Genomic DNA, 25,223 nt, shown 5'->3' with positions numbered 1-25,223 from the left:
GCCGAAGATTACGGTCGAGTTACGGCCGAACCCGGCACGGCGTTTCGCTCGGGTTCGACGATAGGTGGCAAGGCTTGAGAAGCAGGGCTTGAGAAGTCATGAGCAACAAGATGTGGGGCGGCCGGTTCACCGAGCGTCCCGATGCGATCATGGAGGAAATCAACGTCTCGATCGACGTCGATCGTCACATGTATGCCCAGGACATCGCCGCGTCCAAGGCCCACGCTGCGATGCTGGCCGCGCAAGGCATTATCACCGCGAGTGATGCGAAAAATATCGGCAAGGGTCTAGACACGATTTTGTCAGAAATCGGCAAGGGCTCGTTCGACTTCAAGCGCGCGCTCGAAGACATCCATATGAACGTCGAGAGCCGGCTTTCCGAACTGATTGGGCCCGCCGCGGGAAGGCTGCATACCGCGCGGTCGCGCAACGACCAGGTGGCGACCGATTTCCGGCTCTACGTCCGCGACACTCTCGATGAGACCGACGCGGCGCTGGCCGTCTTCCAGCATGCGCTGGCCAGCCGCGCGCTGGAACATGCCGCGACCGTGATGCCGGGCTTCACCCATCTTCAGACCGCGCAGCCCGTCACCTTCGGCCATCATCTGCTGGCCTATGTCGAGATGGCCGCGCGCGACCGCGGCCGGTTTGCCGATGCGCGCAAGCGGCTCAACGAATCACCGCTCGGGGCCGCCGCGCTGGCCGGAACCTCGTTTCCGATCGACCGCCATGCCACCGCAAAGGCGCTTGGCTTCGACCGGCCGATGGCCAATTCGCTGGACGCGGTCTCGGATCGCGACTTCGTGCTCGAAACCCTGTCGGCGGCCTCGATCGCGGCCGTGCACATGTCGCGGTTTGCCGAAGAAATCGTGATCTGGACCTCGCCGCTGGTCGGCCTGGTGCGCCTTAGCGACAAGTTCACCACCGGCTCCTCGATCATGCCGCAGAAGCGCAATCCGGACGCCGCCGAACTGGTGCGCGCCAAGACCGGCCGGGTGATCGGCGCGCTCAACGGTCTCCTGATCGTGATGAAGGGGCTGCCGCTCGCCTATCAAAAGGACATGCAGGAGGACAAGCAGGGCGCGATGGAGGCGTTTTCCGCGCTGTCGCTGGCGATTCGCGCCATGACCGGCATGGTCCTCGATCTCGTCCCCGACGAGAACAGGATGAAGGCCGCCGCCGGCGAGGGCTATGCCACCGCCACCGATCTGGCCGACTGGCTGGTGCGGACGCTGAAAATGCCGTTCCGCGATGCCCACCATGTCACCGGGCGAATCGTCGGCCTTGCCTCGAAGCAGGGCGTGGCGCTGCACGATCTGCCGCTCGCGGCGATGCAGGAAGTCGAACCGAAGATTACGGCCGACGCCCTGCGCGTGCTGTCGGTGGAAGCCTCCGTCAAGAGCCGGACCAGTTATGGCGGCACGGCGCCGAAGAACGTGCTGTCGCAGGCCAAAGCCTGGCTGAAACGGCTGGAAAAAGAGCAAAAATTGGGCTGAGGAAAAATTTCGCTGCAATTTCTTGGGTTTTTCTTGGGTTTCCGTTGCCCATCGGCACTCGCCAGACCTAGGCAATCTTTGTATGGTGCGGCGCGCATTGGGGATTTCGTCGTGATCAGTAACTACCGCCCGTCATCGTCGGGATGGGCCATCATCCTGTTGAGCGTGACCGCGCTCGCGCTCGGGGGCTGCGGACGCAAGGCCGGGCTCGATTTGCCGCCGACCGCAGCGGCGCCGCAGGCCCAGGCCACGTCGACGGATACCGAGGCCGAGCGCGCGGCGCAGCCCGGCGTGTTCAACCCGACCTACGGATCCGAGGCAGGCCCCAGCGCCCCCAGGGGCGGCAAGAAGAAATTCGTTCTCGATCCGCTGCTGGACTAGAGTCTTGTTTTGACGCGTTTTCTTGACGCGAACCGGTATCCACTTCGCTCGAAAACGTTATGAGCGCGCCATGAACCATTTTGACTATCGCAACGGCGTGCTGCACGCCGAAGCCGTCAACCTGTCCGAACTCGCGGACACCATAGGCACGCCGTTCTATTGCTATTCGACCGCGACGCTGGAGCGCCACTACCGCGTCTTCACCGAAGCCTTTGCCGGCGAGAAGACGCTGGTCTGCTACGCCATGAAGGCGAATTCCAACCAGTCGGTGCTGCGCACGCTCGCCAAGCTTGGCGCCGGGGCCGACGTGGTGTCGGGCGGCGAACTCAAGCGCGCACTGGCCGCGGGGATTCCGCCGAGCAAGATCCTGTTCTCGGGTGTCGGCAAGACCGAACCCGAACTGCGCGCGGCGTTGGCGGCGGACATCCTCTGCATCAACGTCGAGTCCGAACCCGAACTGGAATTGCTGTCGAAGCTCGCGGTCGAGACCGGCAGGACCGCGCGGATTTCGATACGGGTCAATCCGGACGTCGATGCCGGCACCCACGCCAAGATCGCCACCGGCAAGTCCGAGAACAAGTTCGGCATTCCGATTCTGCGGGCGCGCGAGGTCTACGCCCGGGCCGCCAAGCTGCCGGGCATCGAGGTGACCGGCACCGACATGCATATCGGCAGCCAGATCACTGATCTTTCCAAGATGGAAACCGCGTTCCGGATTCTTGCCGATTTCGTGCAGACGCTGCGCGCCGACGGCCACAACATCGAGCATATCGATTTCGGCGGCGGGCTCGGCATTCCCTATCACGCCGACCGCGAAGCGCCGCCATTGCCGTCGGCCTATGCCGCGATGGTCAAGCGGGTGACGCATAATCTCGGCTGCACGCTGATGTTCGAGCCGGGGCGGATGATCGTCGGCAATGCCGGCATTCTCGTTTCCCGCGTCATCTACGTGAAGCCCGGCGAGGCCAAGAACTTCGTCATCATCGACGCCGCGATGAACGATTTGATCCGCCCCACGCTGTACGAAGCCCATCACGACATCCTCCCCGTGCGCGAGCCCGTCAAGGGCGCGCGAACGATCACGGCCGACGTCGTCGGTCCGGTCTGCGAGACGGGCGACTATCTCGCCCTCGACCGCAACCTGCCTGAGCCCAAGGCCGGCGATCTCATCGCGATCATGACCGCGGGCGCTTACGGCGCGGTGCAGTCCGGTTTTTACAACACCCGCGCGCTGGTGCCGGAAGTCCTCGTCAAGGACGACCAGTACGCCGTGGTCCGTCCGCGCATCGAGGTCGAAGAGCTGATCGCAATGGATCGGCCGGCGCCGTGGCTGTGACGCTAGGTAAGTGCGTCGTTACTGTTTCCGGTGGCCCGCGATGACATCACGATACAGGGCGGCGTAGCGGCTTGCCCGATTGCGCCACGATACCTCCGTCGACATGCCATTGTGCTGCAATCTTCGCCAGGCCTGCTGGTCGTGCCACAAGATATTGGCTCGGTGCAGGGCGCCAGCAAGAGCTTCGGCCGTGACTGGCTCAAACTTGAGGCCGGTTGCAGCGCCACCGGCTATGTCGGCCTCTTTCACGTCAATGACAGTATCCGCAAGGCCGCCGACCTGCGATACGATCGGGACAGCGCCATATCGCAAGGCGCAAAGCTGGGTCAAGCCGCATGGCTCGAAGCGTGACGGTACGACGAGGGCGTCCGCGCCGGCTTGAATGAGATGGGCGAGAGCTTCGTCGTAGCCGATCAGAACCGCTATCCGGCCCGCGTTCGCTTTTGCGGCCGCCTGATAACGATCCTGGAGATCCGGATCTCCGCTCCCAAGCAAGGCCAACTGCATCCCTTCGCCGAGGATCGTCGGGACGTTCTCGAGAAGGATATCCAGTCCCTTCTGCCAGGACAGTCGGCTCACCACGCCCAGCAGCAGGGCGTTCGGGGATGGATCGAGACCAAGCCGGCGCTGGAGCGCCAATTTATTCGCCGCACGGGACCCCAGCTCTGTCGCGCTGAAACGAGCGGCGATGTCGGGATCGGTTTCGGGGTTCCAGACGGAAATATCAATGCCGTTGAGGATGCCGCTCAAGACCAGTGATCGTTCGCGCAGTAACCCATCCAGCCCCATGCCTCCCTCATCGGTCTGAATCTCGCGCGCATAGGTCGGCGAAACCGTCGTGATGCGATCCGCGAATTGCAGGCCCGCTTTCAGGAAGCTGATCATTCCGTAATATTCGACGCCGTGAATCGAGAAAGATTCAGGCGGTAAGCCGAACGCGTCGAGCATTTGATGCGGAAACTTGCCCTGGTAGGCCAGATTGTGAACCGTCATCACGGTGGCGGGCCCGGGCTGCTGGGCATAGTGCAAATAGGCAGGCGCGAGGCCAGCCTGCCAATCATGGGCGTGCACGACATCAGGCACGAATGACGGAATGGCGCCCTGGCCGATTTCGGCCGCCATCCGCGACAGCGCGGCAAAGCGCACGCCGTTGTCCGGCCAATCCTTGCCGTCCGGGGTGACATAGGGATTGCCGGGCCGCGCAAAGAGATGCGGCGCATCGAGGACGAGCAAGTCGAGGTTCCCATGCGAGCCACCGAGCAGGCGGACTGGTCCGCCAAAAAAATGCGGCACATGGAGGAGTTCCTCCGCTTCTGGAAGCGCCTTGATGACATCGGGATATCCCGGCACCAGGGTCCGCGTTTCGATGTCGTACGCTCGCAACGCGGTCGGGAGCGCGCCGACGACGTCGGCAAGGCCCCCCGTCTTGACGATCGGATAGATTTCGGAGGCGACGGCAAGAACGCGAAGCTGCGTCATGCATCGAGCCTGTCGATCATCGGCTGCGTGATGAGCGTGATGCCTTGCGAGGTGGTTCGAAATCGTTTCGCATCGAGTTCGGGATCTTCGCCAACGACGAGACCTTCCGGAATTCGAACGCCGCGATCGATCACGACATTCTTCAACCGCGCACGCCGGCCCACATTCACGTAAGGCATGACGACGGCATTTTCCACGTTTGCATACGAATTGACGTGTACCCCGGTGAAAAGCAGGGAGCGGCGCAATGCGGCGCCAGATATGATGCATCCTCCGGAGACGAGCGAAGTCACCGCCTGTCCGCGCCGCTCATCCTCATCGTGAACAAATTTGGCGGGAGGCGTGATCTCGGCGTGGGTCCAGATCGGCCATGCGCGGTCGTAAAGATCGAGCTCGGGGAGGACGTCGGTGAGGTCAATGTTGGCGGCCCAGTAGGCATCCACGGTTCCTACGTCCCGCCAATAGACCCGTGGATCGTCGTCGGACCTGACGCAGGAGGTAGAGAATTGGTGTGCCACCGCCCGGCCGTTCTTTACGAGGTAAGGAATCAGGTCCTTGCCGAAATCATGGCTCGAATTCGGGTCGTTCGCGTCACGCCGCAACTCGTCGAACAGGAATTTCGAATCGAATACATAGATCCCCATGCTGGCCAATGACTTGTCGGGCTTGCCAGGCATCGGCGGCGGATCGGCCGGCTTCTCGAGAAAGGACAGGACGACGCCATCGTCGTCCACGTGCATGATCCCGAAGCCGCTCGACTCCGCGCGCGGCATCTCGAGGCAGCCGATGGTGACGTCGGCGCGTTGCTCGACATGCTGCTTCAGCATGCGTTCGTAGTCCATCTTGTAGATATGATCTCCGGCGAGAAGCACGATGAATTTGGCATCGTGCGACTCGATGATGTCGATGTTCTGATAAACGGCGTCAGCCGTTCCGAGGTACCAGTTCGTCTCCGAGACACGTTGGCTCGCCGGCAGGATATCGAAACTCTCGTTCCGCTCCGGGCGAAAGAAATTCCAACCCATTTGCAGATGCCTGATCAGGCTGTGAGCCTTGTATTGGGTTGCAACCGCGATCCGGCGAATTCCGGAGTTCACCGCATTGGAGAGGGCAAAATCGATGATGCGCGATTTTCCCCCGAAATACACCGCCGGCTTGGCGCGCCTGTCGGTAAGCTCCAGGAGCCGGCTTCCGCGACCGCCCGCAAGAACGAAGGCGAGGGCATGGCGTGAGAGTGGTTCGTTCATGATTGCGGCCATTTTGTCCTCCCTGGAACCACAACGCATGCCTCCGAAACCTTCTCTTATCCGGAAGGCAGGATCGAGGGCCACGGGCCGATAGTAGCGGGACGAATGGTTGATCGGAAAGTGGTATGTAAGACGGCCGAGCTGCTGGAAACTTGGTCATTCCACGGAAGTCGGTGTTGGCCTGGTTCGCCGGTACACTGGGTCGAATGACTACTTCTGACGCAAAGCGGACATACGATCGAACCGTGAGGCCGGCTATACGCCAGCCTCACCACTCAGTGCGCGCCACCAGCCGCCGCGCCCTTCACCTTGCGCGTCAGCATAACCGCGAACGCGGCCAGCACCAGCACGATGCCGATTACGGCAAAGGTATCGCTGAACCCCATCACCAGGGCCTGATGCTTCACGGCCTTGCCGAGGGCTACGATCGCCTGTTGGTGCGCGGTGGCGGGGTCGGAGACGCCGTGGGCCAGGAAATAATCTGAGGTCTGGGCGATCCGGTTGCGCACCTCCTCGCGGCCGAGGTTGACCGACTGGCCGATGATGTTGGAGTGGAACTGCTCGCGCTTGGTGATCACGGTCGCCAGCATCGCGGTGCCGATCGCGCCGCCGAGATTGCGCAGCATGTTGCTGATGCCCGAGGCGGCGGCGACGTCCTGGGGTGCGGTGTCGGCCGTCGACACTGAGGTCAGCGGCGTCAGCACCATGGCCTGGCCGATGGCGCGCACGATGTTGGGAATGAAGAGCTGGTCGCCGGCATAGTCCGGCGACATCGCGATGTTCATGAAGCAGCTATAGGCGAAGATCATCAGGCCGGTGAAGGCGACGTAGCGCGCATCGAAACGCCGCATCATGATCGGCACCAGCGGGATCAGCAGCAGCTGCGGCAAGCCTGTCCAGGCCAGTACCTCGCCGATCTGCTGGGCATTGTATCCCTGCGCCTGGCCGAGATAGGCCGGCAGGATGTAGACCGATCCGAACAGCGCGAATCCGACCAGCGTCAGCGCAACGGTGCCGAAGCCGAAATTGCGTCGCTTGAGCAGCCGCAGCCGGATCAGCGGCTTCTCTGTCGTGAGCTCGATCCAGACGAACAGCGCGAGGCTGACGAATGCGATCACGGCCAGACGCTGGATGAAGGGGGAGGCGAACCAGTCATCCTTGTTGCCTTCCTCGAGCACGGTCTGCAGCGCCGACAAGCCGATCGCCATGGTCAAAATGCCGGCCCAGTCGCCCTCTTTCAAAAGCTTGAGCTGCATCGGTTGCCGCTCCAGCGTCAGATAGAGCGCGCTCACCATGACGGCCGTCGGGATCACGTTGACGAAGAAGATGGTGCGCCAGCCATAATTCTCGGTGAGATAGCCGCCGATCGTCGGCCCGATCGCCGGTGCGAAGGTGACGGACAGCGCGAAGATCGCAAGCCCCACCGGCTGCTGCGACTTGGGCAGTTTGGTCAGAACCAGCGTGAACGCCATCGGGATCAGCACGCCACCGGCGAAGCCCTGCAATCCGCGCATCGCGATCATCGAGGGCAGGTCGTTGGTGAAGGCACAGGCGACCGAGAACACGGCGAACAGCGCGGCGCTCGCGATCATATAGCGGCGGAACGAGAACACGCGGCTTAGATAGTCGGTGAGCGGGATCACCACGATCTCGCCGATCAGATAGGAGGTCGAGATCCAGGAGCCGTTGTCGACACCGGTCCCGATGCCGCCCTCTATGTTGAGCAGCGAAGCGTTGGTGATCTGGATGTTCAGGATCGCCATGAACGAGCCGATCATGGCGGCGAGAACGGCAATCCAGGTCGTGATGCTGGCGCGGTTCGGATCGGCAGCCCGGCTAGATGCTGCGTGCGAGATCGGCAGCGCGGATATCGAGGCGGAAGGGCTCTGATTTGACATGGCACGATGCTCCAGAAACCGTCTTGTGGATGTTGGCGGCCGCAGCCGCCGTGCGGTTCGTGTTCGACGAACGCGTCTCGATGGTGGGAATCACCGACATGCCCGGCCGCAGTTGGATGCGCGGGTTCTTGCCGGTATCGAGCGCGATCCGTACCGGGATGCGCTGCACGACCTTGGTGAAATTGCCGGTGGCGTTGTCCGGCGGCAGCAGCGCGAATTCCTGGCCGCTGGCGGGTGCGATGCTGTCGACATGGCCATGCACGACCTGGCCCGGGAACATGTCCACCTCGATATCGACGGCCTGGCCTTCATGCACGTCGGTGAGCTGCGTTTCCTTGTAGTTCGCCACCACATAGGCGCCATTGGCCGGCACCACCGACATCAATTGCGTCCCGACCTGCACATATTGGCCGACGCGCAGCGTGCGGTTGCCGACGACGCCGTCGATCGGAGCCGTAATCGTGGTGTAGCCGAGATTGAGTTCGGCCTGGCGTTGCACCGCCTTGGCACGGGCCAAGGCCGCATTGGCCTGCACGATCTCGGCCTTTAGCAGATCGATCTGCTTGAGCGCGGACACGAGGTTCGCGTTGTCGCGCGCCAGTGTGGCCTGTGCGCTCGCAATCCGCGCCTGCGCCTGCTGCGCGTTCTGGACGCTGCCCGAGCCGTTAGCGGCGAGATCGGTATAGCGCTTGTTGTCCTGCGCGGCGAAGGTCACCGCGGCCTGGTCGACATCGAGGGTGGCTCTTGCCGCTGATATCACCGCCTGCTGGACGTCGAGCTGGGCCTGCTTGCTGGCGATCGTCGCCCCAGCCGCCGCTACGTCCGCCTTGGCCTGGTCAAGCGCGACCTTGAAGTCGCGGTCGTCGATGCGCGCCAGCACCTGACCGGTGGTGACGCGCTCATTATCCTTCACCAGCACCTGTTGCAGGTAGCCGGTGACCTTCGGGGCGATCGTGGTGCTGTCGGCCCTCACATAAGCGTCGTCGGTCGAAACCAGATACTGGCCGACGGTCCAGTAGTTCCAGCCATACCAGGCCGCGCCCGCCAGTGCGGCGATCGCGGCCCCGGTGAGCAATAGCTTGCGAAGATTGAGCTTTCTTTCAGTGCGCAACTGCGGCGTCGCTGCGACCGCTGCGGGCAGCAGTGCCTCGGCGGCGGCCGGGCTTACCGGCTGATCGGTCTGGAAGGAGGTTGAATGGACGGTCATGGCGGTTCTCCGCTCGGGAGGAATTAGGAAACTTGACAATTTCCAAAATAGGACCAATATCGAAACTGTCAATGGAATGACAGGCATCATGTAAAAGCATGGCTAGAGCAGAATCTTCCACCGATCGTCGCGATCGCGGACGCCCGCAGCTCCGCCCGGACGACGAGACGCGTCAAATCATCTACGAGGCCGCGCGGCACGAATTTGCCGCCGCCGGTTTCGCCGCGACCAGCACCGAAACCGTGGCCCGCCGCGCCGGCGTCTCCACCAAAACGCTGTATCGCCTGGTGCCGAACAAGGCCGCGCTGTTCGAGGGCATGGTGTCGGACCGACTCGATCGATTCCTGTCCGACTTCGGCCTGCACGTCGCCGAGGATGCGGACATCGAAACCGGGCTGAACGCAGCGCTGATGGCGTGCGCCGACCTTACGCTCGATCCTGACGTCGTCGCGCTCCAGCGCATCATCCTGCAGGAGGCCGGCCAATTCCCCGATCTGGCGGCGGCGTTCTACAGGAACGGCATTGCCCGCACCGCCGCGGCGCTGTCGAATTGGCTGCGCCTTCAGGTCAAGCGCGGCCTGATTGACCTCGGCGATGTCGAGGAGGCCGGCGGGATCCTGATCGGGATGGTCGCAGGCGCACCGCAACGCGCGGCAATCTTTGGCGGCGTCCCGCTGCCCTCCCGCGCGCACGTAAAAGCGCGCGTGCGGAAATGCGTAACGTTGTTTCTGCATGGCTGCGAAGCGAAGCGGCCCGCGCGATGAACGCTGCCGATTTGCTGCCTGACGGATCCATGCAAGGCGCTGCAGCTTCAGACGCCGGAAGCGGCGCCGGGTGGCTCAGCGCGCCCCCGGCGCATCGAGAGCGGCAAGCAATGACGACCGCAACCGGTCATCAGGCTCGAAATTCCCAGCGAGGGTTCGTATGACGTCCTCGTAGCGGGCTCTGTAGCTGGCCGCCTCGGCCGGCTCGCCGAGGCTCTCGCAGACCTCCACGCCCGCCCGATAGACCCGCCAAGCGGCGAGCGGCAGGTCAGCATCTTCAAGAGCTGAGAGGGCACGCGAGAGCTCCGTCCTTGCCCCCTCCCAATCGCCCGCCGCGAGCGCAATCCGGGTGAGCAGCCCGTGCGCCTGCGCCAGATGATTGCGATCGGGTGCCGGCGCGACGTACTCGTACAGCTTTGTCGCCGATCTCCGCGCCTCTGCGATATCGCCGACCTGAAGGCTGTATTCGCAGAGACAATGATGGAGCTGCGCGTAGATCGTGTAATCCATCATGATGCCGTCGGAATTCAGCCGTTGCATGACGTCATCAAACTGCTGGCGCGCACGCTGCGGCTCGTTGAGGCCGACTAAGGCCTTCGCAAGAACGGCTCGCTGAAAAAAGAAGGCAAAGGGGTTTTCTTCAAGCACCGCTTGGTCGACGCTCTCGCAGAGGTCGCGGGCACCATGAAAGTCCATCGCCTCGACGTGGAGCCACGCCAACGTGAGGCGGCACAGGGCGATCGCCGGGCTGTTAGCGTTTCTTTCCGCCAGCGCCAGCGCAGCGATGGTCTCTCGCTGCAGTCGCCGCCATTGGCCGAGATGGATCAGCGCGGTCGACTCCATCACGTTGAATAGCACAAAGATGTAGACGTCGCCGACCTCCTGCGCGAGCTTCTTGCCATCGGTTCCCGAACGACGGCATTCCTCGTAGCGCGACCGTAAGCACTCGAGGATTCCCTCTATCCCGTATCGCCGGATCAGCGTGCCATGATCGCGCGCGTCAGCCGTCACGTGCAACGCTTTCTCGCAAAGTGCAGCATCCTGCTCCTGCCAGCCTTTCAGCCAGAGATTGATGCTGGCACTGCTGCCCTGCACCAGAGCCTTGAAGGCGTCATCCTCAAGCGCTTCACTCTTGGCAAGCGCTTCGCTGGAAGCGTGAAGGCACATGCGGCGGTCGGCATGAAGGCAGAACCGGCTCACCGCCAGGAGCCCGTTGACCTCATGGCGAAGCTGACCTGCGTCCGCGGCGCAAGCGATCATCTCCTCGAGATCGCGAACCGAGCCGGCGAGGTCCCCCGCCGAGCGCCGCGCCCAGCTCCGCTGTCGCAGCAGGCTGGTGCGCGGCCCATACAGATCGGTCGTCGTTCCCAGACGATCGAGAATACCGAGCGCGCGGGACAGATAATTGATTGCCTCCTCCTGACCGAAGCGTTTCGCGGAATTTTCCGCGGCCTGGCTGAGGTAGCGCAGCGCACGCGGGAAATCACGGCTCTGCTCGAAATGCAGCGCGAGCGCAGCCGCAATGTTTTCCGTCCGGCCCGCATATCCCTGCTCGAGGCGCTCGCCCATGCGGTGATGGATCTGGAGGCGCCATGCCGGGCTGAGCCGTCGATAGAGCACGTTCTGATAGAGAATGTGGTGGAATGCGTAGGATCCGGAATAGGTCCCGTCGGGCCATTCAGAAACGCCGGACGACACCAGCATGTGATCCTTGCGTGCAAGATGCTCCAGGACTTCCTCGGTCTCCACGGCGTCACGCGACAGTCCGGCGGCCACGAGGGCTGCTGAACATTCGCTCCCCGCTACGCTGACCGCCTCGAGCAGCTGCTGTTCGCCCTCACTCAGACGATCGATCCGATGTGTGATCATATTGATCAGATCTTTTGGCACGACATCGTCAGATAGGGCGGTTCTGTATCCGAGGCGCCAGGCGCCGTCGATCTCTACGATCGACTCGTGATTGACCAGGTAGTCCACAAGCGAGGCGATGAACAACGGTTGCCCCTGGGTGCGCCCGAACATCGGCCCGGAGAGCGCCGAAGCGAGCTTCTCGTCCTGGAAACGCAAGGCGAGGTGGTGCTCCACCTCGGTTTTGGACAATCCATCGAGTTGCAGTTCGCTGCACCTCCCGTGGATCTCCAAATCCCGATGCAGACGGCGAACCGGATGTCCGCTTATGATGCTGTCGCCAACACGATAGGTGGCAAGAACGAGCACTTTAGCCTTGCGGTCTCCGTGTGCGAAGCGCGACAGGACGTCGACCGTCTGGAAGTCGCTCCAATGCATATCCTCGACAACGAGGACCCACGGGCGATCCACACTCAACGCTTCGAGCAGATCGCAGAACTCACGCAACATCCGTTCTCGTGTCGCCCCGAATACCTCATTCCGGAACGCGGCGTGGTCCGCCACATCGAGAAAACCTGGCATCTGCAACAGCCAGGTCGGCGCATGGGTGCGCACGGCCTCCAGGACAGCCGAACCGTCCGGGCCGCGACAACGCGTCGTCAGCGAATCGATCAGCGGGAGAAATGCTTCGTTGGTGCTGAAACGCTCGGTGCAGAATCCGCACAGGGTCTCGACGCGATATCGGGAAAGCTGCTCCATCGCCATCTCGATGAACGAGGTCTTGCCGATACCAGCCTCGCCGGTGATGAAGACGACTTGTCTGTCGCCGGCGAGCATTCGCTGCGTGACCTTGTCCACCGTCGCCAGCGGACCGTTTCGCCCGACGAGCCAGCGGGACCTGCGGGCGACGGCTGATCCCTGCTGACTTCTGCCGCCGGCTGCATCGGGGGACGGGATAGTGAGCCTGACTCCCTGGGCAGGCGGCGCCTTCTCTTCATCGGTCGCGCTGTGGTGCGAACTCGTCGGGCCGACGAACCGATATCCACGGCGCGGCAGGGTTTCGATCCAACGCTCCCCGCCCGGCTCGGCTGCAAGCGCTTTGCGCAGCGCCGCAATCTGGACCGACAGATTGCTTTCTTCGACGACCAAGCCTGACCAGGCGGCCTGGATCAATTCGTCCTTGGAAAGCACCAAGCCTTGACGTTTCGCCAGCGCGCTGAGCAATGCGACGGCGCGGCGGCCGACCGGTAGCGGGTCGCTGCCACGATAGAGAGTTGCGGTATCGACATCCAATTGAAAGGGGCCGATTGCAAGCGTCGCGCGCTCGCCGCCATCGTCAGGAACGGACCGGGAGTCGTTTAACACGGCGCGCCTCCCGCGATGCCATTCTGCATCGGATGAAGGGAATCTCCGTACCGTGCCTGGCTTGCCATGGACGACGGCCCCATTGGTCACGTTTCTTATAGCACATGAGAATGCCGCCACTGTGAAGGAGGTCACAGGGGGGCGAGCAATGCTGGTCGCCCCAGCGACCCTGGCAGGCCGCACAACACGGCGTCATCGAATTGATCGGTGCTGACGCGGGGAAATTTCGGCGCGGGCCGAACCTTTTACCTGGGAGCTGGAGGATCTCACCACGTGGATCCTTGCGCGGGATGTCGCTGGCACTTCTTTGCCGGGGCTTGTCCCGCGTATGGGTCAGTACTCCTTCCATGACGGACTGATAAGGGGGTACAAGCGACACAGCTGCCAGCTGCGGGATCGCAACGTGCGACATCTTGGTCGCACCTCCCCGAACCTGAAGGCCCTTGGCCCCTTTCCGGGCCCGCAGCCGTGGCGGGAGCTTTCGTTCCCAACCTCTGATCGCGCCGCCGTTCGGACGAAATGAGGACCAATCGAGGAAACTTGCCGCGCTGAATGTGGGGTTGGACCCCCAAGTTCGAAGCCCAAATCTTTGCTGAGGCTCCGGACATTGTGGATTCGATGTTTGACGCATCCGAGCTCGTGTCCAATTGCGCCTGTGCAAGGCGCTTGACCGCCTCGCCAAGACTGCATGCCGTCGAGGTCATCGAAGAAAGATTGTTAGGGTGCGAGCCTGGAGGTGGCCCATCGCGTCATTTCGCCTCGCCAAGCTGCGCGTTGGTTGTTTACGATCCAGTGAGTCGGATCCGATCAAACCTGGGCACGGGAAATCGCCATGGAGATAGAAAACCGTAGGGCTGCGCCCACCGCAGCTCTTGCGCTCGGACTCCTGTTCGCGCCTCCAGCTTCCATCGCCACCGGCGCGATCATCAGCACGGCTGCGCAGCTCGTCGTGGCCGCCATCGGCACTCTCGGCCTCATTTCGCCTGCAATGGCTGAGCCGGCCGCAATCACGAAAAAACAATCGGACGCGCTCAACACGTACAATAATTCACGAAGCAATTTTGAGCAGATCCTGGGCCAGCGACGCGTGCAGATCAATTCTGGTCAACCGCTACCGAACCTGCCGGGACAAGCGCTCTACCTTGCACGCAACAACATGATGAGCGCCTACAAAGACCTCACCGATGCGCTTCCGTCCAAAATAGGCGGGCCCAACAAATACGGTATTCCTCCGGCGTATTTTAGCGCCGACAATGAGCCGCTGCTCGATGAGTACAGGCGGATTTTCGACCAGATGCAGGCGCCGCCGGCCAACGCGCAAAATTCGGATACGCCGTTCAAGGACGTTGCCGATCTCGGCACCGCCATTGCGCGCGCCAAAGGCCTCGATGCCGCCAATGCCGAAGCGGCAGGCCGCATCAGTCTCGGGCTGTTCTTTGCCGAGACGAATGGCAATCAGAACATCGGCAATGCGCGATCGAACAAATACAAGGGCAGTTTGCAGACAGGCGTACCCGAGGATCAGAACGGGCAAAGGAAGTGGGCCGCGATCAAGAAGTCCATCGCAGCCTTTGATCCTGCACTGAACGCCCGCGACGACAAAGAAGAAGCGCGGGCCGGCAACCTGGATCACCGGTACAATCACTGGACCGCTGTGCGCGATGGCCTCATGAACGCCCACGCGGATATTTTTCCGCAGGTACCGGCGATCGTGAAAACGCTGCCAGATCCGATCGATCAAATGAAGCTGTTTGAACTGATCCAGATCATTCCCAGCCCCACAAGGTCGGCACTCGGGTCACGTAACCTGGCCGGCTACAGAATTTCTGACCCGAAGATTATGGCGTATCTGCGAAACAACAGCATGTTCACCTTTGGACAGGCTGACAGGGCCAGGACATCTGCAACCTTCCGCGAAATTCTCGATGCGATGTGGCTGTTCAACGAAAAGTTTGAACGCGCGCTTTCCAGGTTCGACGAAATCAAGAAGCAGTCAAAGGGGTGAAGCCGGCGGGCCGGAATCCGATGCGGGGTGGAGCACGCCACCCCGCCATCAGAGCGGACCGAGCATGGCCCATCGGGGTTCGCAAAATTCCTTTACGGCCGCCGTAACACCGCTGCTGATGATGTCCCGGCGTTCGGGCGAGCTCATCTTGAGTTCTTCGTCCCGGTTGATGATCGAGCCTGCTTCCAGCAGGACGGCAGCCATTCGGGTCTTTCTCAGCACGATGAGCTCATCGTAGCGATAGACGCCCGTCTCCTTGTTCAGCAGCTCACGCTGGTACCGGCCCATGATGGCTTGCGAATATTGCCTGGCATAGTCGAGGCCCTGGGCCTTCATTTCCTTGCCGATCAGTTCGGCGAAGGCCAAACTTGTCTTGAAGTCCGGATTGCTGCGGGAGACGAAGACGGAATAGCCGCTGAAGCGGTCGCTGAAATGGCCCTTCTTTCCCTCGAACTCCCAGTCCTCGAGGAATTTGTTGGGCACGGAGTCATGGTGGATCGACAGCAGGAGATCCGCCGGCAGATCGTTGGCGACAGCGACGCGTTTGACGAGGCTGCGCCTGGCCTTGCCCTCGGTCAGGAGCAATTTGGTCTGAGCAAAGCCTTCGGTCTTCAATTTCTCCTCGATCCGCTTCGCAAGGCGCAGATTGAAGACAAACTCGGAGACGTTGCGGGCGCTGATCGCGCCTTCCGATTCGGCGGTATGTCCCACGTCCAGAACGATCCGGAACTTCGCGGGATCGCACCGGGTTGCAACCGGCTTCAAGGCGGCAGGGTTCAAGTGCACCGGCCCCAGGGCGGCAAGCTTTACGGGGCGGCGCTTTGGCGAGGCGGCAGGCTTCGTCAAGGCGGCTGACTTGCGCGAAGTGGCGTGCTTTGACGATTTGGCTCGTTTTGGCGATTTGGTTTGCTTTGACGAGCCTTTGAAGACATCCGACAGCCAGCCGGCATCGCTGACCTCGATCGGCAGAAGCACCATTGCGGCCATTGTGGCGATGACGATGAGGCGGCGGGACCAAAATCCCGAAGCGATATTGCCGAGAACACAAATGAACTCGCGACGCTTCATGCCCGCCCCCTCTCGAAGGCCATCATAGCATTTCAGGTCGATAGCGGAAGAGGGTCGGTGCCTGCACGGAAACGTGTTGTGGGGGTGTAAGCCAATTCACATACCGCAAAGCGCCCCCGCAGTATCCCTGATCCGAAGTCGCGTCGGCTCTGCAGCCGTTTTGGAAGCAGCACTGTTCTCAACCTGGTCGTTTGAGAGCTCCGATTGCAGTGAGACCAGACACTCATTTTGAAAAAGGCTTGCCCTGCTGCGAACCGGCAGGCGCAACATACCGAAAAATTGTTGGCACGCGCAACAACATGCGCAAGCAGGTCGCCATGGACCGAATTGCTGGCAAGGAAAGCCGTTACCGCGCGATACCGCATCGTTCGATACGAAGAGAACGTGGCGCTGCTCTCATTGCGATGTTCTGCACCGCGTGCCTCGTCCTCTTCGCCGGCGAAGCCAGTGCTCAATGCACGGCGCGAGACGTCCTGCGGAATCGCTTGACGCTCAAGACAACTGCCTCAGCCAATACCTCGCCAATAGCGGTCAAATCCGCCTTCGCTGTCCCGGTGTGGCGAACGATTACAGTAGGGACGTTTGCAAATTCGTTTGCCCTCCTTAACGCGCTGGATGCAGCAGGCTGCAGCATCGGTGGCTTGGCAGAGGAAATTCTCGCTCGCCCGGCCTTTACCGTCGGCACCAGGAAAACAAGCGTGGAGCTTTTTGCGGTGTCGGGGGCCGAACTCGGCTTTGAGGCCGATACTGCGCGGCTGGCGGACATTTATGCGCGCGCTCAACAATTGGGTTTCGGGCTTGCGGCAGCAGAGGTCGCTCCGCAACTCAGGTTGCAATTTCTTGACCAGCCGACGGGTGAATTTCTGATCGGAATGGAGCCGATCAGAACGTGGAAGGGCGAGCCTGTCATCCTGACCGTGGCTAATGGCGGCGCGGGATTAGTCCTCATCGGCCGAGATGGCAGCGCCGACGCAGAAATACCTGTGGCGGCCCGCTTCCTGTTCACGCGGTCCAATGAAGCCGCATTGGCGAAGGCGGTCCGCGGCGTCGATGAGAACGGATCGCTCGCCCGTCACTGAAGCCGAACGCGTCCGGGCAGTTCCTGGGTTAAGGCGTCAAATGCCAAAGTGTGCAACCGAGCGTCCACTGACGGCAGAAAAGGAGCAGCGATCATGGAATCAATTCCGCGTAAGCCACTCCGGGCGGCTTATCATTGCAGCCAGGTGCTGCTGGGTCTGACCTGTTTGCTGGGCACCGCCGATGCCCGTCCGATGCCGTTGCCATCGGAGCAATTTCCCGGTCCGTGGCTGGAGGTTACGCAAGAGATCAGGGACATCCTCACTCTAAACAAGGTCGCTGCCTGCAGTCAGGCCGCGGGCCGTGAATCGTCACGCAACCCCGGCGAATATCTCTTGTACTGCACATCGGACGAGAAGCTTTGGACAAGCTGGCGCGTACAACCCGCGGCGCGGTCCGTTCGAGGGCCGGGCAGACTCTTCCAGGGTATCGCACCGCCTGATGGATATTGAGACTGGTGCGCTGCGGATCCACCAGCCAGCCGCTGCCATCGCGGACGACGATTGAACTATTGGCGGCGTCGCGAAGAAAGGGCTCACCAGCTAGGGAAGGGACTTCCGAAAGGCGAGCCCCAGAAAGGCTGGCTGCGTGGGTGCGCGTAGCGGTATGCGCTCCCCGGACTGCGTCGCCGCCGCTTGATGCCGCCTTGCGGCTCGCCGCTCAACAGCACCACGAATTCCGTTCCTTTGCCGGTTTCAGAACTCATCGGCTCGTCGGTGACGATCAGAGAGGATCGCGGTGCAATGCCGGTGATGCGATCCAATGCGTCCTGCGGAATGGTGATGCGGTCGAGCGCGGCCTTTGCGCTGTCCGCGTCCGCCGGCGCCGGCTCAATGTCGCGACCGCTGCTCCCGCGCACCCGGTCCTGTGGCTCAACCGTGCCACTGGGCGCCCGTCCGCTGCGCAATGAGACCCCGTTCCATCGCAACTTGGCGTCGTCGGCCGTGCGCTCAGCGGCGGTGAAGACATGCGTGCCGATGGGACGATCCGGATCTGCGATCGTGACCGGACTTTCAAGGATGGGCTTGAATGCCTGACGGACATAAAGGCGCTGGGTCTTGCGGCTGATCAACACCGATACCGGCTGGAGTTCGCCTGCGACCTGGCGGGCCGCCTCGGTTGCTGCGACGCGCGCAGCCTCCGCCGCAGCGGCGGCTTCACGCGCAGCCGTGGCTGCATCGAGCCTCAATTGCAGATCCACGTTGGCGACGTCCCATTGCAGCTGCAGCTCCGCGATTTTGGCGACGGCCTGCGCCTTGGCGTCCTCAGCCTGCTCCTTTGCTTCCGCCGAGATGCCGGCGCCAAGCCTGGTCTCGGCGGCCGCCAATTGCGCCTCGGCTCTGCGCTTCAGAATTTCCGCCGCGCGAACCGGCGCCCTGGCCTGCGTGGCCTCCCGCAGGGCCGTTCCGGCGGCTATTTGCGTCTCGGCCGCTTTCTTCGCCGCCTCCTGCGCCTCTGCGGTACGGGAGGTGGCCAGGGCGGCGGCGCCGGGCTTCGGTTGGAACAGAAGCGGATGGGCGAGCTCAACGGGCGGCACATCGCCTGGCGCCACGATCACCCGCATGCCCGTCGCGGTCGCGTCGAACAGGCGTTCGGCGAAGTCGAAGGGCAGCCGGATACAGCCATGGGACGCCGGACGCCCCGGCAGGACGCCGCCATGGAGGGCGATGCCCGACCAGGTGATGCGTTGCATGTGCGGCATGAAGGCGTCGTCATACAGGTTCGAGTAATGCTCCTCGACTTTCTGGATGACGCTGAAGATGCCCGCGGGCGTCTCGCGTCCCTTGGTGCCGCTCGACACCGGCGCCCGCAGGATCCACCCCTTGGCGTCGTAGACGGTGATCCGCTGGCTATGGAGCGAAACGATGGCCATGATCGGCTCGCCGGCACTGCGCGACTGAATGGACTCGATCGGGCGTTCGCTCCGGCCGCTTCTGGCGCGCGCATCGCCTCCCGCCGCGATCAGCAGGGCCAGACCTGCAACGGCAAGGTATGCGGTCCACAGCCGCTTCTGCCTGAACTCCGGATTTACGCAACGCGACGTCATACGCGTCCCAACTGATCGATGGGGTCAACGCCAGCTTCTACTTACGTACCTGCCGAACGTAACGCCATTCGGCCGGACTTGCCAACCTGGAACTGACGTTCATGGACCCGCGTCGCGCACCGCACTTATGCCCCTCACGCGAAAGCTCATGAACCGACCGTCAGCGCTACTTCGCCGCGTGGCCACCCTTTGCGCCGCCGACCACGACGCCCGCCGCCTTTTCGATCGGCTTGATCGCCGCGGTAAAATCCGACTCCGCCCCCTCGTCGCGGATGATGACTTCCCACAAGCGTCCGACCGCTTCGGCGACCTCCATCGACAGCCCCAGCGATTTCATCTCCTCCAGTGCGAGCCGCACGTCCTTCACCATCAACCCGGTGGCAAAGCCGAAATCGAAGCTGCGCGGCAGCACCGCGCGCGGAAACTTGTCGCGGCTTGCCGTGTTGAGACCCGATCCGGCGTTGATGACGTCGATCATCACGGCCGGATCGAGCCCCGCCTTGACGCCCATCACCACGGCTTCCGACGTCGCCACCATGGCGGTTGCGGAGAGGAAGTTGTTCGCAAGTTTCATCGTCTGTGCCGAGCCGGGTTTTTCGCCGATGAAGAACACTTTTCCGATCACGTCGAGCGCCGGCTTCACCGCCTCGTAGTCGGCACGCGGGCCCGAGGCCATCACCGCCAGCGTTCCCTTCTCGGCGCCGCCGACGCCGCCGCTGACGGGGCTGTCGATCTGCACGATGTTGTTCGCAGCCAGCAGGCCGTGAATTTTGGCCGCCATCTGCGAGCCGACCGTGGAGAGATCGACGAAGCGCCTGACGCGCTTACCCTCGATCACGCCACCGGGGCCGGTCGCGACATCCAGCGAGGCCTGCAGCGACGGCAGGCTTGCCAGCACGGTCTCGCAGCGGTCGGCGATGTCCCTGGGCGACGATGCCGCTTTCGCGCCGATCGCGACGAGTTGGTCGACGGCTTCCTTCCGCGTATCGAACACGGTGAGTTGGTGCTTTGCCTCGATCAGGCGCCGCGCCATCGGGAAGCCCATCTTCCCGAGGCCGATGAATCCGATTTCCATGGTGTTTTCCTTACTTCGTCATTGCGAGCGAAGCGAAGCAATCCATTCTTTCTTTGCGCGGCGACGTGGATTGCTTCGCTTCGCTCGCAATGACGGCTGAAACGGGTTGGTTTTGTTTCGACCCGCCCGCTACGTCTTGTCCAATTCCGCAAACACTTCGCGCGCGATGCGAAAACTGTCGACGCCGGCGGGCACGCCGGCATAGATCGCGACCTGCATGAAGATCTCGCGGATCTCGTCGCGGCTGACGCCGTTGGTCAGCGCGCCCTTGATGTGCGCCTTCAATTCGTGCGGCCGGTTGAGGATCGAGATCATGGCGAGGTTGAGCATGCTGCGGGTCTTGTGCGGCAGTTCCTCGCGGCCCCACACCGCACCCCAGCAATATTCGGTGACGAGTTCCTGGAACGGCTTGTTGAAGCTGTCGGCGTTCTTCAGGGCGTTGTTGACGTAGGCTTCGCCGAGCACGGCTTTCCGAATTTCCAGCCCCTTGTCGTGCGTCTTCTGGTCCATGACGTTTCCTTACGTATTTTTACGGTTCGCGGTCGACGTTACGGGGTCGCCGCCCCGCAGTCACGCCTTCGTGTTATGCGTAATTCCGGGTGTGGGTTACCCCGGGGAACAGGTGCCTCATTGCCGCCGCCGTGCTAGGGTGATTTGTCGGCAACCCGGAGAATTTTATTGAACGGCGCCTCCCCCGACCCCACACAGCTAGCGCGCGAGCCGGATGCTGTTGCACGGCTTCAACTGACGCAGGCCCAGCAACGGGCCCAATATGCGATCGCGTGGGAACGCGCCTGGCCGGGCCTCACCCGGATTTTGAGCGTCGTTGGGCTGTTTCTGGTGGCGTCCTGGGCCGGATTGTGGCTGGCGCTGCCATTCCTCGCACGCGCAATCGGCATCGGCCTGTTCGTCCTGCTGGCGCTGGCGGCGTTGTTCCCGCTTTCGCGGTTTCGCTGGCCGACCCGCGAAGAGGCGTTGAGCCGGCTCGACCGTGGTACCGGCATACGCCACCGCCCGGCGACCGCGCTGACCGATACGCTGTCGAGCAAGGACCCGATCGCGCAGGCGCTGTGGCGGGAGCAGCGCGAGCGCACGCTGGCCTCGATCAAGCGGATCCGCGCCGGGCTGCCGTCGCCGCGGCTTCCGATCCACGATCCCTGGGCGCTGCGCGCGCTGGTCATGGTGATGCTGGCGGCCGCCTATGTCGCCGCCGGCGACGAACGCACGCTGCGGATTGCCGCGGCCTTCGACTGGAACGGGGTGTTGGCGCCGGCCAACGTCCGCGTCGATGCCTGGGTGACCCCGCCGCTCTACACCGGCAAGCCGCCGGTGATTCTGTCCGCCGCCAAGGATGCGGCTTTGCCCGATAGCGGGGCACCGTTGCCGGTGCCTTCAGGCAGCACGCTGCTGGTGCGCTCCAGTGGCGGCGCCATCGACGTCGTGGTCGGCGGCGGCGTGACTGAGGTCGCGCCGAGCGAGCAGGCGCCGAAGGGCACCAACGAGCGGCATTTCAAGATCACGGGCGACGGCACCGCGCATGTCCGCGCGCCATCCGGCCAGCCGCTGTGGCGGTTCGCCGCCATGCCCGACCGTGCGCCGAGCATTTCACTGGCCAAGGATCCGGAGCGCCAGGCCCGCGGCTCGCTGCAGATGTCCTACAAGCTCGAGGACGATTACGGCGTCACCGAAGCGCGCGCGCAATTCGCCGCCCGCAACGCGGATGCGGCCAAGGAAACTAACAAGGAAGGCAAGGAAGCCAAGAACAAGGAGGCCGACAAGGCCGAGCCGCGGCCGCTGTTCGAGCCGCCGCAATTTCCGCTGGTGCTGCCCAACGCGCGCACCCGCAACGGCGTCGGCCAGACGGTGAAGGATCTCAGCGAAGATCCCTACGCCGGCGCCGACGTCACGCTGACGCTCACGGCCAAGGACGAGGCCGGCAATGAAGGCAGGAGCGAGCCGTTCAACATGCGGCTGCCGGAGCGGCTGTTCACCAAGCCGCTGGCGCGCGCTTTGATCGAGCAGCGCCGCGTTCTGGCGCTGGACGCCAACCAGAGTTCGCAGGTCTATGTCGCGCTGGATGCGCTGATGATCGCACCGGAATTGTTCACGCCGGAGACGGGTCACTATCTCGGCCTCTTCAGCATATCGCGACAAATCGAGGCCGCGCACAAAGACGATGCCATGCGAACGCTGATGGCCAGCGTGTGGTCGCTCGATCTCGGCCTGTACAGCATCGTGCGGCAGCTCGATGCGGTCCGCACCGACGACGCCCTGCGCGAGGTCGTCGCCAGCCTGTGGGCGCTGGCCGTCACCATCGAGGACGGCAATATCAGCGATGTCGACAAGGCGCTGCGCGCGGCCCAGGAGGCCCTCAAGCAGGCGCTGGAACGCGGCGCCACCGACGAGGAGATCAAGAAGCTCACCGACAATCTGCGCGCCGCGCTGGATAATTTCCTGCGCCAGCTCGCCGAGCAGCTCCGCAACAATCCGCAGCAATTGTCCCGTCCGCTCGATCCCAACACCAAGATGCTGAGCCAGCAGGATCTCAAGAGCATGCTCGACCGGCTGGAGCGGATGTCGCGTTCCGGCGACAAGGAAGCTGCCAAGCAGCTGTTGGAACAGCTGCAGCAGATGCTGGAGAACCTGCAGATGGCGCAGCCCGGCCAGGGCGGCGACGAGATGGAGCAGGCGCTGAACGAGCTCGGCGACATGATCCGCAAGCAGCAGCAATTGCGCGACAAGACCTACAAGCAGGGCCAGGATTCCAGGCGCGACCGCCAGCGCGGCAAGCAGGGCGACCAGAGCATGAGCGACCTGCAGCAGGACCAGCAGGGCCTGCGCGATCGGCTGAAGAAATTGCAGGAAGAACTCGCCAAGCGCGGCATGGGGCCGGGCCAGCGCGGCCAGCAGGGCCAGCGCGGCGAACAAGGGCAGGGCCAGCAGGGTCAAGGCGGCGACCAGGGCGACGGCGAGGACGGGCTGGAGCAGGCCGATAGCGCGATGGGCGATGCCGGCGGCCGGCTCGGCGAGGGCAATGCCGACGGCGCAGTGGACTCGCAAGGCCGCGCGCTGGACGCGCTGCGCAAGGGCGCCCAGAGTTTGGCGGAAGCCATGCAGCAGGGCGACGGCGACCAGCCCGGCGACGGCCCCGGCAATCCCAGAGGCCGCCAGCAGGGTGCAGCCAACTCGACCGATCCGCTGGGACGGCCGATGCGTCACAACGAATTCAGCGACGATTATACGGTGAAGATCCCCGGCGAGATCGACGTCCAGCGGGTGCGCCGGATCCTCGAAGAACTGCGGCGCCGCCTCGCCGATCCGTCCCGCCCGCAGATCGAACTCGATTACATCGAGCGGCTGTTGAAGGATTATTGAGGGTTTTCGCGCAGCGCACCGCTGTCGTCACCCGCCTTGTGCGCAATTTGCGCACCGGGGCCCGCTTTCGCGGGGGATGACAGCTCGCGGATGTGGCGCTACTGAGGATGTGGCGGCGCGGTTGACCGCGCCCCAATTATCCGTTCTTCCTCGCCGCCAGCGCATCGGCCACGGCGGTACGGATGTCGTGCACCGAGAACGGCTTCGTCACCACGTCATGCACGATGGCGTTAAGGCCGGAGGCGCGTTCGCGCTGATCGGCGAAACCCGTCATCAACAGGATCTTCAGTTTGGGAAAATCGCGCGCCACCGTCAGCGCCAGCGCGATGCCGTCCATCACGGGCATCTGGATATCGGTCAGCAGCAGGTCGAACGTGCCGGGTTCGCGGCTCAGGATATCGAGCGCTTCGGCGCCGTCCTCGGCGGTGACGGTCTCGTGGCCGTCCATGGCGATGGCGCGCGCCACCAGCGAGCGCATGGAATCCTCGTCATCGGCAATCAGCACGCGCGGCATGAAGTCGTCTCTCTCGCCCCGGCGGAACAGGCGGCCCGGTTCAGGCGTGGCCGGCCAGATCCCGCTTGTTGAAAAAGCGTACGTCAATATTGCGGCCTTCGGGCGGCGGCGAAGCCAGCCGCGACTTGAAGTAGGCCCGCTCGCCGGGCTTGAGCACCGGCTGTTCGAGCACCGCGTTCCAGGCGTAGATCTCGGCGCCTTGCGCGTCGCGGACCGAAAAGCGCAGCCGCGGCAATTCGACCGGTGCTTTGGTCTCGCCTATGATCGTGCCTTCGATGACCAGGACCGGCTTGCCGTCCACGGTTTCATTGCTGACCTTGATGTCCTTGAACGCCAGCCCGCGCAGGTTCACTTCCAGCCCGACCATCTTGTAGAACGTCGCGGTTTGCGGCAGCAGCCGCACGACGTCGGCGCGCCAGATCATCAGGGCCAGGATCAGCGCGCCCATCGCGACGCAGGCGGTCGGCAGGCCAAAGGACGGCATGAACCGGATGCGGGGCAGGGAGGGCAGCCGGAAAAGACGGGCCAGCCGCTGGCGGTGCGTGGTAATCGGGACCTCCGCATGGTCCTCCGCATCCAGCCGGGCGACCGACGGCCAGTCGCTTTCGCCGCCTGGTTGCGATCCTTCCCCTTCGGCCGGCCAGCCGGCCGAAATCGAGGGGCTGTCGACAACCGGGGCGTCCTGCCCCTCTTCCTCGTGCGCCAGCGCCTCCCACTCGGCCGCGGCATCGCTCGCGGCCGGCGGGGCCGATTGCGCCGAACCTGGCATGGCGGCGGCCATCTCGATCGCGTCCTCGGACCGCGCCTGCCAGGTTTCCTTGCAGCGCGAGCAGCGGACGGTACGTCCGGCGGGCCCAAGGGTGGCCGGATTGATAGCGTAAGATGTTGTACAATGAGGGCAAACGATATGCATGGAGCCCATCTCTACGTGTCTTTGCCCGGATGCTACATAGCGACCGTTAACGAATCGGAAACCATAACGGTCGCAAAACCGTTTTGTCCGGTTGGTTCCCAAACCAGCGGGCCACGATCCCACAGTCG

18 protein-coding genes are annotated in these 25,223 nt (G+C 63.2%); 7 read left to right on the top strand and 11 right to left on the bottom strand.

Annotation, left to right across the window (positions count from 1 at the left end):
- Positions 1–98: 98 nt before the first annotated feature.
- The 3 genes from argH to lysA all read left to right on the top strand — a co-directional run bounded on the left by argH (position 99) and on the right by lysA (position 3,213).
- Positions 99–1,496 carry an argininosuccinate lyase gene (gene argH / locus ACVWVY_RS01480; RefSeq protein WP_456624729.1) on the top strand — a complete coding sequence of 466 codons (1,398 nt, stop codon included), beginning with the start codon at positions 99–101 and terminating at the stop codon, positions 1,494–1,496.
- Positions 1,497–1,607: 111 nt separating this feature from the next.
- On the top strand, positions 1,608–1,877 hold the full coding sequence (gene lptM / locus ACVWVY_RS01475) for an LPS translocon maturation chaperone LptM (protein WP_456624728.1): 270 nt from the start codon (positions 1,608–1,610) through the stop codon (positions 1,875–1,877).
- A 70-nt stretch (positions 1,878–1,947) separates the two neighbouring features.
- Positions 1,948–3,213 (top strand): diaminopimelate decarboxylase, encoded by a 1,266-nt coding sequence (lysA, locus tag ACVWVY_RS01470; protein WP_456624727.1) that lies wholly within the window; start codon positions 1,948–1,950, stop codon positions 3,211–3,213.
- Between the two features lie 18 nt (positions 3,214–3,231).
- Here lysA and glgA read toward each other — a convergent pair whose 3' ends face one another.
- The 4 genes from glgA to ACVWVY_RS01450 form a co-directional block, all read right to left on the bottom strand.
- On the bottom strand, positions 3,232–4,692 hold the full coding sequence (gene glgA / locus ACVWVY_RS01465; protein ID WP_456624726.1) for a glycogen synthase GlgA: 1,461 nt from the start codon (positions 4,690–4,692) through the stop codon (positions 3,232–3,234).
- Positions 4,689–5,951 (bottom strand): glucose-1-phosphate adenylyltransferase, encoded by a 1,263-nt coding sequence (gene glgC / locus ACVWVY_RS01460; protein WP_456624725.1) that lies wholly within the window; start codon positions 5,949–5,951, stop codon positions 4,689–4,691. Before glgC ends, glgA begins: the two co-directional genes overlap by 4 nt.
- A gap of 263 nt (positions 5,952–6,214) precedes the next feature.
- The gene (locus tag ACVWVY_RS01455) at positions 6,215–7,837 is read right to left on the bottom strand and encodes a DHA2 family efflux MFS transporter permease subunit (RefSeq protein WP_456624724.1); all 1,623 of its coding nucleotides are present in this window, start codon (positions 7,835–7,837) and stop codon (positions 6,215–6,217) included.
- On the bottom strand, positions 7,776–9,044 hold the full coding sequence (locus ACVWVY_RS01450; RefSeq protein WP_456624723.1) for an HlyD family secretion protein: 1,269 nt from the start codon (positions 9,042–9,044) through the stop codon (positions 7,776–7,778). Before ACVWVY_RS01450 ends, ACVWVY_RS01455 begins: the two co-directional genes overlap by 62 nt.
- Before the next feature lie 98 nt (positions 9,045–9,142).
- On the opposite strand from ACVWVY_RS01450, the gene ACVWVY_RS01445 reads away from it, so the two are divergent.
- On the top strand, positions 9,143–9,808 hold the full coding sequence (locus tag ACVWVY_RS01445; RefSeq protein WP_456624722.1) for a TetR/AcrR family transcriptional regulator: 666 nt from the start codon (positions 9,143–9,145) through the stop codon (positions 9,806–9,808).
- Between the two features lie 75 nt (positions 9,809–9,883).
- On the opposite strand, the gene ACVWVY_RS01440 is transcribed toward ACVWVY_RS01445, so the two are convergent.
- A complete protein-coding gene (locus tag ACVWVY_RS01440; protein ID WP_456624721.1) occupies positions 9,884–13,021 on the bottom strand; it encodes an ATP-binding protein in 3,138 nt (1,045 codons plus the stop codon).
- Positions 13,022–14,009: 988 nt separating this feature from the next.
- On the opposite strand from ACVWVY_RS01440, the gene ACVWVY_RS01435 reads away from it, so the two are divergent.
- Positions 14,010–15,026, top strand: coding sequence for a hypothetical protein (locus ACVWVY_RS01435; RefSeq protein ID WP_456632065.1), 1,017 nt, complete (start codon positions 14,010–14,012; stop codon positions 15,024–15,026).
- A 48-nt stretch (positions 15,027–15,074) separates the two neighbouring features.
- On the opposite strand, the gene ACVWVY_RS01430 is transcribed toward ACVWVY_RS01435, so the two are convergent.
- Positions 15,075–16,094, bottom strand: a complete 1,020-nt coding sequence (locus ACVWVY_RS01430; RefSeq protein WP_456624720.1) for an N-acetylmuramoyl-L-alanine amidase family protein — start codon at positions 16,092–16,094, stop codon at positions 15,075–15,077.
- 299 nt (positions 16,095–16,393) lie between these two features.
- Between ACVWVY_RS01430 and ACVWVY_RS01425 the strand changes: the two genes are divergently transcribed.
- On the top strand, positions 16,394–17,173 hold the full coding sequence (locus ACVWVY_RS01425) for a hypothetical protein (RefSeq protein WP_456624719.1): 780 nt from the start codon (positions 16,394–16,396) through the stop codon (positions 17,171–17,173).
- 533 nt (positions 17,174–17,706) lie between these two features.
- On the opposite strand, the gene ACVWVY_RS01420 is transcribed toward ACVWVY_RS01425, so the two are convergent.
- The 3 genes from ACVWVY_RS01420 to ACVWVY_RS01410 all read right to left on the bottom strand — a co-directional run bounded on the left by ACVWVY_RS01420 (position 17,707) and on the right by ACVWVY_RS01410 (position 20,803).
- Positions 17,707–19,218, bottom strand: a complete 1,512-nt coding sequence (locus ACVWVY_RS01420; protein WP_456624718.1) for a L,D-transpeptidase family protein — start codon at positions 19,216–19,218, stop codon at positions 17,707–17,709.
- A 166-nt stretch (positions 19,219–19,384) separates the two neighbouring features.
- A complete protein-coding gene (locus ACVWVY_RS01415) occupies positions 19,385–20,293 on the bottom strand; it encodes an NAD(P)-dependent oxidoreductase (protein WP_456624717.1) in 909 nt (302 codons plus the stop codon).
- Between the two features lie 129 nt (positions 20,294–20,422).
- Positions 20,423–20,803, bottom strand: a complete 381-nt coding sequence (locus tag ACVWVY_RS01410) for a carboxymuconolactone decarboxylase family protein (RefSeq protein ID WP_456624716.1) — start codon at positions 20,801–20,803, stop codon at positions 20,423–20,425.
- Between the two features lie 168 nt (positions 20,804–20,971).
- Between ACVWVY_RS01410 and ACVWVY_RS01405 the strand changes: the two genes are divergently transcribed.
- Positions 20,972–23,668, top strand: coding sequence for a TIGR02302 family protein (locus ACVWVY_RS01405; RefSeq protein WP_456624715.1), 2,697 nt, complete (start codon positions 20,972–20,974; stop codon positions 23,666–23,668).
- 136 nt (positions 23,669–23,804) lie between these two features.
- Here ACVWVY_RS01405 and ACVWVY_RS01400 read toward each other — a convergent pair whose 3' ends face one another.
- A complete protein-coding gene (locus ACVWVY_RS01400; protein WP_456624714.1) occupies positions 23,805–24,182 on the bottom strand; it encodes a response regulator in 378 nt (125 codons plus the stop codon).
- Between the two features lie 40 nt (positions 24,183–24,222).
- Entirely contained in the window at positions 24,223–25,095 is an 873-nt protein-coding gene (locus tag ACVWVY_RS01395; RefSeq protein ID WP_456632064.1) for an MJ0042-type zinc finger domain-containing protein, read from the bottom strand.
- Positions 25,096–25,223 lie beyond the last annotated feature (128 nt).

The sequence above is a fragment of the Bradyrhizobium sp. URHC0002 genome, assembly GCF_054059515.1.
This window is presented reverse-complemented; position numbering and strand designations above follow the sequence as displayed.

Bases quoted from the DNA above. Each gene is read 5' to 3' on its own strand.
- lysA (WP_456624727.1), top strand. From the start codon at position 1,948: ATGAACCATTTTGACTATCGCAACGGCGTGCTGCACGCCGAAGCCGTC.
- ACVWVY_RS01395 (WP_456632064.1), bottom strand. From the start codon at position 25,095: ATGCATATCGTTTGCCCTCATTGTACAACATCTTACGCTATCAATCCG.
- ACVWVY_RS01430 (WP_456624720.1), bottom strand. From the start codon at position 16,094: ATGAAGCGTCGCGAGTTCATTTGTGTTCTCGGCAATATCGCTTCGGGA.
- ACVWVY_RS01410 (WP_456624716.1), bottom strand. From the start codon at position 20,803: ATGGACCAGAAGACGCACGACAAGGGGCTGGAAATTCGGAAAGCCGTG.
- argH (WP_456624729.1), top strand. From the start codon at position 99: ATGAGCAACAAGATGTGGGGCGGCCGGTTCACCGAGCGTCCCGATGCG.
- ACVWVY_RS01450 (WP_456624723.1), bottom strand. From the start codon at position 9,044: ATGACCGTCCATTCAACCTCCTTCCAGACCGATCAGCCGGTAAGCCCG.
- ACVWVY_RS01455 (WP_456624724.1), bottom strand. From the start codon at position 7,837: ATGTCAAATCAGAGCCCTTCCGCCTCGATATCCGCGCTGCCGATCTCG.
- ACVWVY_RS01445 (WP_456624722.1), top strand. From the start codon at position 9,143: ATGGCTAGAGCAGAATCTTCCACCGATCGTCGCGATCGCGGACGCCCG.
- ACVWVY_RS01425 (WP_456624719.1), top strand. From the start codon at position 16,394: ATGCGCAAGCAGGTCGCCATGGACCGAATTGCTGGCAAGGAAAGCCGT.
- ACVWVY_RS01400 (WP_456624714.1), bottom strand. From the start codon at position 24,182: ATGCCGCGCGTGCTGATTGCCGATGACGAGGATTCCATGCGCTCGCTG.
- ACVWVY_RS01435 (WP_456632065.1), top strand. From the start codon at position 14,010: ATGGCTGAGCCGGCCGCAATCACGAAAAAACAATCGGACGCGCTCAAC.
- ACVWVY_RS01415 (WP_456624717.1), bottom strand. From the start codon at position 20,293: ATGGAAATCGGATTCATCGGCCTCGGGAAGATGGGCTTCCCGATGGCG.
- ACVWVY_RS01420 (WP_456624718.1), bottom strand. From the start codon at position 19,218: ATGACGTCGCGTTGCGTAAATCCGGAGTTCAGGCAGAAGCGGCTGTGG.
- glgA (WP_456624726.1), bottom strand. From the start codon at position 4,692: ATGACGCAGCTTCGCGTTCTTGCCGTCGCCTCCGAAATCTATCCGATC.
- glgC (WP_456624725.1), bottom strand. From the start codon at position 5,951: ATGGCCGCAATCATGAACGAACCACTCTCACGCCATGCCCTCGCCTTC.